This is a genomic window from Frankia sp. CeCAU1 (assembly GCF_977971845.1).
On sequence record NZ_CDWWXA010000185.1, the window covers coordinates 1 to 7,368 of the forward strand.

General features: G+C 66.7%; 6 protein-coding genes and 2 pseudogenes. 3 read left to right on the forward strand and 5 right to left on the reverse strand.

All coding sequences use genetic code 11. The features are described from left to right. From AC08OO_RS21415 to AC08OO_RS21425, 3 genes and pseudogenes are all read right to left on the reverse strand, one after another. Positions 1-788: pseudogene (locus AC08OO_RS21415) on the reverse strand (hypothetical protein); the annotation flags it as partial. A gap of 239 nt (positions 789-1,027) precedes the next feature. Then, positions 1,028-1,621, reverse strand: a complete 594-nt coding sequence (locus AC08OO_RS21420) for a class I SAM-dependent methyltransferase (RefSeq protein WP_476611527.1) — start codon at positions 1,619-1,621, stop codon at positions 1,028-1,030. 171 nt (positions 1,622-1,792) lie between these two features. After that, positions 1,793-2,245 (reverse strand): glycine-rich domain-containing protein, encoded by a 453-nt coding sequence (locus AC08OO_RS21425; RefSeq protein ID WP_476611528.1) that lies wholly within the window; start codon positions 2,243-2,245, stop codon positions 1,793-1,795. Between the two features lie 230 nt (positions 2,246-2,475). Here AC08OO_RS21425 and AC08OO_RS21430 point away from each other — a divergent pair, with 230 nt between their 5' ends. Further along, on the forward strand, positions 2,476-3,177 hold the full coding sequence (locus AC08OO_RS21430) for an HAD family hydrolase (protein WP_476611529.1): 702 nt from the start codon (positions 2,476-2,478) through the stop codon (positions 3,175-3,177). Here the strand turns inward: AC08OO_RS21430 and AC08OO_RS21435 are convergent. Then, the gene (locus AC08OO_RS21435) at positions 3,174-4,607 is read right to left on the reverse strand and encodes a DNA-binding protein (RefSeq protein WP_476618972.1); all 1,434 of its coding nucleotides are present in this window, start codon (positions 4,605-4,607) and stop codon (positions 3,174-3,176) included. The genes AC08OO_RS21430 and AC08OO_RS21435 overlap by 4 nt on opposite strands. Positions 4,608-4,837: 230 nt before the next feature. Here AC08OO_RS21435 and AC08OO_RS21440 point away from each other — a divergent pair, with 230 nt between their 5' ends. Beyond that, positions 4,838-5,185, forward strand: coding sequence for a hypothetical protein (locus AC08OO_RS21440; protein WP_476611531.1), 348 nt, complete (start codon positions 4,838-4,840; stop codon positions 5,183-5,185). Between the two features lie 44 nt (positions 5,186-5,229). Next, complete coding sequence (locus tag AC08OO_RS21445; RefSeq protein WP_476618973.1) at positions 5,230-5,559, forward strand: recombinase family protein; 330 nt, start codon at positions 5,230-5,232, stop codon at positions 5,557-5,559. Positions 5,560-5,966: 407 nt separating this feature from the next. On the opposite strand, the pseudogene tnpC reads toward AC08OO_RS21445, so the two are convergent. Beyond that, positions 5,967-7,359: pseudogene (gene tnpC, locus AC08OO_RS21450) on the reverse strand (IS66 family transposase); the annotation flags it as partial. Positions 7,360-7,368 lie beyond the last annotated feature (9 nt).

Sequence of the window (7,368 nt, forward strand, 5' to 3'; positions counted from 1 at the left end):
GCTAGGTGACTCTGGCTCACGAGGGCTTGGGCACTCAGTGCTTGGTCGCCGGCAGCGGTGGCGAGGCCGAAGGCCTGCACGAAGTGCTGCCCCGCAAGGTCGCCCCGCTCATCGTCGTAGGCCAGCCAGCCGGCCATGTCCGTCAGCGACGAGGCGGCCGAAAATACCGCCGACGGCGGGTGCTGGTGGCTTACCAGCTGCGGAGCCACTTCGGTCTGGATGAACCGCACCACCACCGGATACAACCGCCCGCCGCCGAGCTGGCGATCAGCGGTGCGAAAGGCCAGGGCAGCGGCCCGGATCGTCTCCAAGGTCCCGGCCGCGACGGAGGCAGCGGTAAGGAGCATGCCTGTGTCACTGAGCCATGAGGGTGAGGCTGGAGTCGACGGGGACACCCGCGGTTGGCCGGGGAGGTCGAACCACAGCAGGGCGGGTGGTAGTCGAAGTGTCCTGGCCCAGTGCGTCAAGCGGTCCAGGTCCCGGATGGGTGGGCCGCTCTCGATTCGGCTCACCTGGGCCTGAGTCAGGTTGAGCCACCTACCAAGCCGCTCTTGGCTGATGGGCCGGCGGTGGTAGGGGCTTTGACGGTAGGCCGCCGAGACGAGGCCGATGTGTTGGGCCGCGAAGGCGTCGCGGAGTTGATCGGTCCGCCAGAAGCGGGCGGGAAGCTCCGGCGGGCCTTCGGCTTCCCGGCGAACCCGCCCCAGGCAGCTGGTGCAGCGGGGGCCGACGTTGTCGGCGGCCAGCCGGGTGCCGCACTCGCAGTAACGCGCGGCCAGCTCCGGCATGTGATCGCTCCCGTGGGATGCTGCAACCTGCGGTGTGATCTGCATTGTAGCGCCCGATCGTAGTCCCCAACGGGCCACCTTACATACTCCCGGCAGCACCGAAGCATCCTCCGTCGCGCAACACCTCGGGAGAAGCACTTATCATACTAGCTAGATAGCCAGCAATTGATAAAAATAGATCAGCCGAATTCGCTAGCGTCTAGGAACATAGACTAGCTCCCTGACTGCATATGCACTTTCTACCGGACAACAAATGTCCGCAAATCCCCAAGTTCTTCAAAATAGTCGGTATGAAAGTCCTCGACGAAAGAAAAATTGTCACGTAACATACGCACGAATGCATCATAGGGAACCGAGATCTCCCTCAACCTTGAGGAGTATTCGTACCCGTCATGCAGTACCGGAGTAATGATCACTCCACTGCCGGTGACCGTGAGCTGCTTTCGCAGCCATGACAAGAATCTCTGAGGCTCTCGTACGAACGCTACCATGGTTTTGCAGACGATGAGGTCGTAGCGTGTATTACCGATTCGATCGGCCTCTTGAGGATTCTCAATATCGAGAACGACAAACTCAGTCTCAGCGGCAGCGCCACTGGAACCGCTACGCTCAATAGCCTTTTGTATGGCCACCGATGATCGATCTATGCCGGTCACATGGTGACCCAAATTAGCTAACGCAACCGCGAGTTCAGCCGTACCACATCCAACATCAAGAATAGACGCCCGCTCGGGCATCTTGATGGTGTCAAGTAAGCGGTCAAGTAGAATACGGTTCATTACGGGGTAGTCTCGGCCGGTTCGATATATAGCATTCCAATCGATATCTTGCATGAAACAATGTCCTATTAAAAATAATTCCGTGCTTATCACCGGTCGGCCGAAATCAGCCGACCGGTGACATTCCTCGTTCAGGAACAGGTGCAGTTCCCGAACGAAGAGAAGCAGCCGTTCTTGTCACGGGCTACGCGCAGCAGCGCGAGCCATGACAACAACAGCGTCGCCTTAGCCGACGCTGCAATGACGCCGTGCGGCTCCGGCCCACAGCGCCTCGTCGAACGGCAGTCCAAGTGCCCGCATCGCCGCGATGCTGTTTTCCGCTCGGCGGCCCGTCTCCATGGAGGAATTCGAGTCGTCGTTCGGAACGTGGTGGATGAAGCGCCCCGCCACCCGCTGACAGAACTCAGTGTAATCACGAGTGTGGAGGATGAAGGCATGCCACCCGGCGTCCACGGGGGACGACGGCGCGAATTTACCTTCACCCTCGACGGCGATCAGGTAGAGGAAGCCCACCGTGGACTCCACAATCCTGACCGCCATCCGGCGATCGACTTCCTCGTCCCTGACGACTCTGCGGACGAGCCGCTCGAAGAGGTCAGGCGAAATGAGTCCACGGTAGTCGGCGGTCGAAGCGAAGACCGTTCGCTCCTTCGTGCCGACCAGGTCGGTTACGGTCATCAGCCCTCCACTTTCGGGGTCCGATGCGGGATTTCCGCAAAGGAAAGCTGACTTTAATACTCCAAAGATCTGGAATACCTAGGGGCCATACATAACGTCGATCATCTTGTCAAGGATAATTCCCCTTGCTAATATTTTGGTATTTCGTAGGCTGCATCTCCGAGAAAGGGTCGCGTCTGCGACCATTCCAGATATAGCGTCCACGGGTTCAGCCGTGGGATCATCGCCCCGTGACCGAACTCGCCCTCATCCTCTGGGACATCGACCACACCTTGCTAGAGATCAAGGGCGTCAGCCGGGACATCTACGCCCGCGCCTACCAGCTCGTCACCGGCAGCCCCATGGAGCAGCTGGCCGACATGACCGGCCGGACGGAGCGGGCGATCATCCTCGAAACCCTCGGTCTGGGTGGCATCACGGAGCCGGAGCCGCTGCTACCGGCCTTCTACGACGCCCTGGGCGAGGCAGCCCAGCAGCTCCAGGACCGGATGCGGGGTGCCGGCCGGAGCCTGCCCGGTGCCGAGGAAGCCATTGCGGCGTTGGTGGCTGATGGTGTGGTGCAGTCGGTGGTGACGGGCAATCTGCGTTCCATCGCCGAAGTCAAGCTGGCCGCCTTCGGGCTGACGGATCATCTGGACCTGGCAGTGGGCGGGTACGGGGACGACGACAGCGACCGGGCTGGGCTGGTGCGTCTAGCGATCAAGCGGGCCGAAGCCGCCTACTCCGTGAGCTTCCCCCGACCCAGGGTGGTGGTGATCGGGGACACTCCCCACGATGTGAAGGGCGCCCATGACGCTGGCGTACGGGCCGTAGGCGTTGCGACCGGCAGCAGCAGCGTGGAGGATCTCGAAGCCGCTGGAGCTGATGCCGTTTTGCCGGACCTCACCCGGCCCCGTGCGCTCCAGGCGGCCGTCTTCGGCCTGGTGGGCTAACTGCCGGGGCCAGCGGTGGCCAGGCGGAAGCGCTCGCCGAAGTCCCGCGCCGCGGGCACGGTGGCGAAGGGCTCAAGCCCATCCGCAAATTCCTTCAGGCGCAGAGCTACGCGCGTGGAGCCGATGGCTTCGCTCAAGGAGAGGGCGTCGGCCGCCGTCTGGCAGGCCTGCTCAACGTCGTCCGCCTTCAGATGGCATTTCGCCAGCCGGGACAAATAATGCACCTGATCTCGGATGCGGTGAGGTGTGCGCTGGGTAAGCAGGCCAATTGCCTGGGTCAGGGCCAAGGCGGCTTCGCCGGTTTGGCCCAGTTCCAGCAGGCAGGCGCCTTCCTGGGCAGCCACTTCCACTTCGTCGACATAGGACACCCACAGCGGTTCGTCGCGGTGGCCGGCGGCTTCGAAGTCGGTGCGGGCGGCGTCCAAGGTGCGGCGGCAGCCATCATGGTCGCCGACTCCGGCTTGGGCACGGGCCAGCCTCGTGCCCAGCATTGTCTTGGTCAGCGGCGTGAGGCCGGCGGTCCCGGAGGCCAGCGCCGTTTGCGCCAAGGACAGCGCCGGCCCCGGCCGACCCCGGTAGGTCTCCTGAAGGCTCATGTAGCCGAGGGCGCTGGCGGCCAAGCCCGGCTCGTCGCTCTCATGGGCGACGTAGATGGAGGTGGTGAAGTAGCGGCGGGCCTGGCCGTGGTGGTCGGCGTCCAGCGCCAGCCAGCCGGTCATCTGGGCGAGCTGGCCGAAGGGAAGCAGCCCGTCGCCAGGGTCCTGCTCCACCGTCACCGCCATCCGGGCGACATACCGGGAGAGGGGTAGGTACAGGCTGTCCCCGCCCAACTCGTCGTCAAGCTGCAAGAACAACTTCAGCAGCAGTTCGGCGCTCTGGCCGGTGGTCATGCCCTCGAAGGCGGAGATGCCGATGGTGGGGCTACGGGTCTCGCCGGCGGCCAAGGGGAGGCGCCCAGCTGTCGGGCTGCCCAGTAGCGCCGGCAGGTCCGGCCCCGCGGGCACGGGCGGCGTCGGAGCGGCCGGGGCAGGTGCGGGCCGCTGCTCCGGAAGCTGGAACCACAACAGCTGCGCCGGAATGCGCAAGGTCCGCGCCCACATCAACAGGCGGTCGAGGTCCTTGATCGGGGGACCGGACTCGATGCGGGATAGCTGCACCTGCGAGATACCGACCCAGCCGCCCACCAGTTCCTGGGACAGCACCCGGCCGTGCCAGGGGTTGCGCCGGTAGGCCGCAATAACTCGGCCGATGTGCCAGCTGGCCAGGGCGTCGTGTAGCTCGTCAGTTTCCCAGAAGTGACCGGGCACCACGGGGGCCTCAAGACGGCGCTGCTCCTGCTTGCGCTGGCAGGCCAAGCAAAACCCGATCTTGTGGTCGCGGGCCAGACGGCCCCCGCAGGAGCGGCAGTACCGGCCTGATGCCCCGTCCATGACCCCGCCTTGCCCCCCGCTCGTGGTCGCCTTGGTGCGCTCGGCAGCAGTGTAAACGGGCCTTGGTCACACCAGGTGGGGAACCGGCAGCACCACGTATAGCCGTCATACATGGCCCGTCATGGCCGTATCCGTCCCGCCCGCTCACGCTGAGGACCAAGGCGCCCGGGGCCGGGTCTGAGGACCCCGCTCCCCGGCCTCGGGCGTCATCCATGGAGGGGAGGAAATCGGTGGACAGGGACACCGAAGGGCAAGACTCCGGGCTAGGACCGCCAGAGAGCGCGGCGCTGCGGCTGATTGCCGAAGGGCTCGGGGCGGCGTTGGGGCGGCTGGAAGCGACCGGCGTCGTCCTCGCGTGCGACGCGGGCGATCTGCCCACCACCGCCGTACAGCAGGCCGCCTTGGAAGAGCGAACCGAAGCCGTCACCGCGGAACTGCGCCGGTTGCACACCGAGGTACGGCGGATGCTGAACCGGCAGCGCCCCGCCCCCGCGGCTGACCTGTCCCGCCGGGCCTTCCTCACCTGGCCGGGGTTCCTTCCGAGTGGCCAGGCCGCCACCCGCTTTCCCGCCTCATGAACGGCCGCCCGCCGTCCTCGACGGAGTGCCAGCCAGCACGGACGGTGTACGGCTACATCAGTTCCGAGCACGCCGACGAAGCCGAAATCGACCGCCTCCACGACCAGCTCACCGCCCACGCCCAGGCCGAGGGCTTGGCGTTGGCCGAAATCTTTGTCGACCGCTCCATACCTCCGGGGCGCATCGTGCGGCCCGGCCTCACGGTCCTGCTCGAAGCCGTCATGAGGGCGGAGGCCTGCGGGGTCCTGGTGGCAAGTCTCGATCACCTGTCGCCGCTGCCCGCCGTCCGGCAGGCCATCGAAGTGGAGATTGAGGTGTTGGGCGCTCGCGTGCTCACCGTTGCGCCGCCCGTTCCCTCCCCGAGGCCGGCATGAATCTTCCGGCCAGCACCGCACCCCAGCCAGCTGCTCACCTTCGCGCGAGCGTTCACCAGTTCGCCGCCGCTACTACGGCCCCGGCCTTGGCCCGGCAGGCAGCGGCCGGGCTGCTGGAGGGTTGGGGACTTACAGATCTTCTCGACACCACGGCCCTGTTGATCTCAGAACTCATTACGAATGCCGTCCGCGCCACGCGGACTTTGAGCGGTAGCTCAAAGTCCATCGTATCGATGCGTATCAGTTGGGCCGCTGGGAGCCTCATACTTGAAGTCTGGGATCGCAACCCGAAACCGCCCGAACTTCAGGTGCAGTATCTCGGTAAGTAGTCGGAAGTCGCGTGGGGGAATGCTGACGGGTGGTGTCACCGGGTGTGACACCGCTGGAGTCGGGCTGGCGTGGCTGGGTCAGCCGGGAGGCTTCCTCCAGCGGGCGAGGTCGTCGGGGTTGGCAGCCCAGGGCAGGAACCGGTCGAGGTCCGTCCCGGTGGGTGCTCTGGCGCCGGCGCGACCGCAGGCGTCGAGGTAGTCGGCCAGGTAGGTCAGTGGGTTGAGGCCGTGCAGGTCGGCGGTCGCGGTGACGGTGAAGATCGTGGCGGCGCGGCGGGCGGCGTCGTCGGTGCGGGAGCCGCCGGTGTTCCGCCGTGTGATCACCGGTTTGCGGATGATCCTCTCGGCTGGGTTGTTGTCCAGACCGATCATGGGATGGTTGCGGTGGGCGACCAGCCCGGTCCACTCCCGGTCCATCGTGGCCAGCGCCCTGCGCGCGGGTTCGGGCAGGCCGGGGGACGCCATGTGCTCGCGGCGGGCGGTGTCGATCGCGTCGATCGCGCGGTCCCAACCGGTGTAGGCGGTCGCGAGACGCCGCTCGGCCGGCGGGCTCGGGGCCGTGATCGCAGCCTGCCAGGCGGCGGCGAGTTCGGCGTGCGCCGCGTAGAGCGCGGCGATCCGCTCGCGCCACTGCCGGGCCCAGATCCCCAGCTGCGCGGGGTTCGCGTCGCCCGCGCGCAGGAAGTACCGCCGGACGTGGACCCAGCAGAACAGGTTGACGATCCCGTCCGCCTTCGCCCCCGCGGACGCGTAGACGGCGTAGAAGTCCGAGGAGATCACCAGCCGGCGCGGGCCGCCGCCGGCGCCGTCGTCGCCCGTCAGCTGCCCGGTCTCGGCATCGATCCCGACATGGTCGGCGAGCACCGCGGCCGAGCGGGTCGGGTCCATCACGAAACACACCGAGTCCGGCCCCAGGAACACCCACAGCCACCAGCGCGCCGAGCCGTCCCCGCCGGTCGGGGTGAACACCCGCCAGGTCGTCTCGTCGGCGTGCAGGTGCCACGCCCCCCGCGACCGCCCGGCGATCTTCTCCGCGAGCGGGGCGAGTTAGGTCGCCGACCTGGGCGCACGCCCCGGTCAGCGTCGCCGGCGAGATCTCCGCCCCCTGCCGGGACAGGCCGGTGACCAGTGAGTTCTGGGAACGGCCCGCGACACAGCGCTCCACGACCAGCAGGGCGAGGAACCGGTGCGTGAACAGACCCTTCCCGATCGCCTTCGACGGGCCCGGCGCGGTCACCGTCACCGGCCCCCCGCACCGGCAGCCTCGCCGGTAGCGGCGACGCCGCGTGACCCGCAGCCGCACCGACACCACCCAGTCGAGCTGCTCGACGACGTGCTCACCCCACGGCGTGAACGACGCCCCGCACGACGGGCACGTGTAACCCCCGCCCTCGAAGTCGCCGTCGACCTCGTCACGCGCCAGGTGGTCGTAGCTGCGCCGGCCCGAACGCGCCCCCGGCCCCCGCGGCCGGCGCAGCTA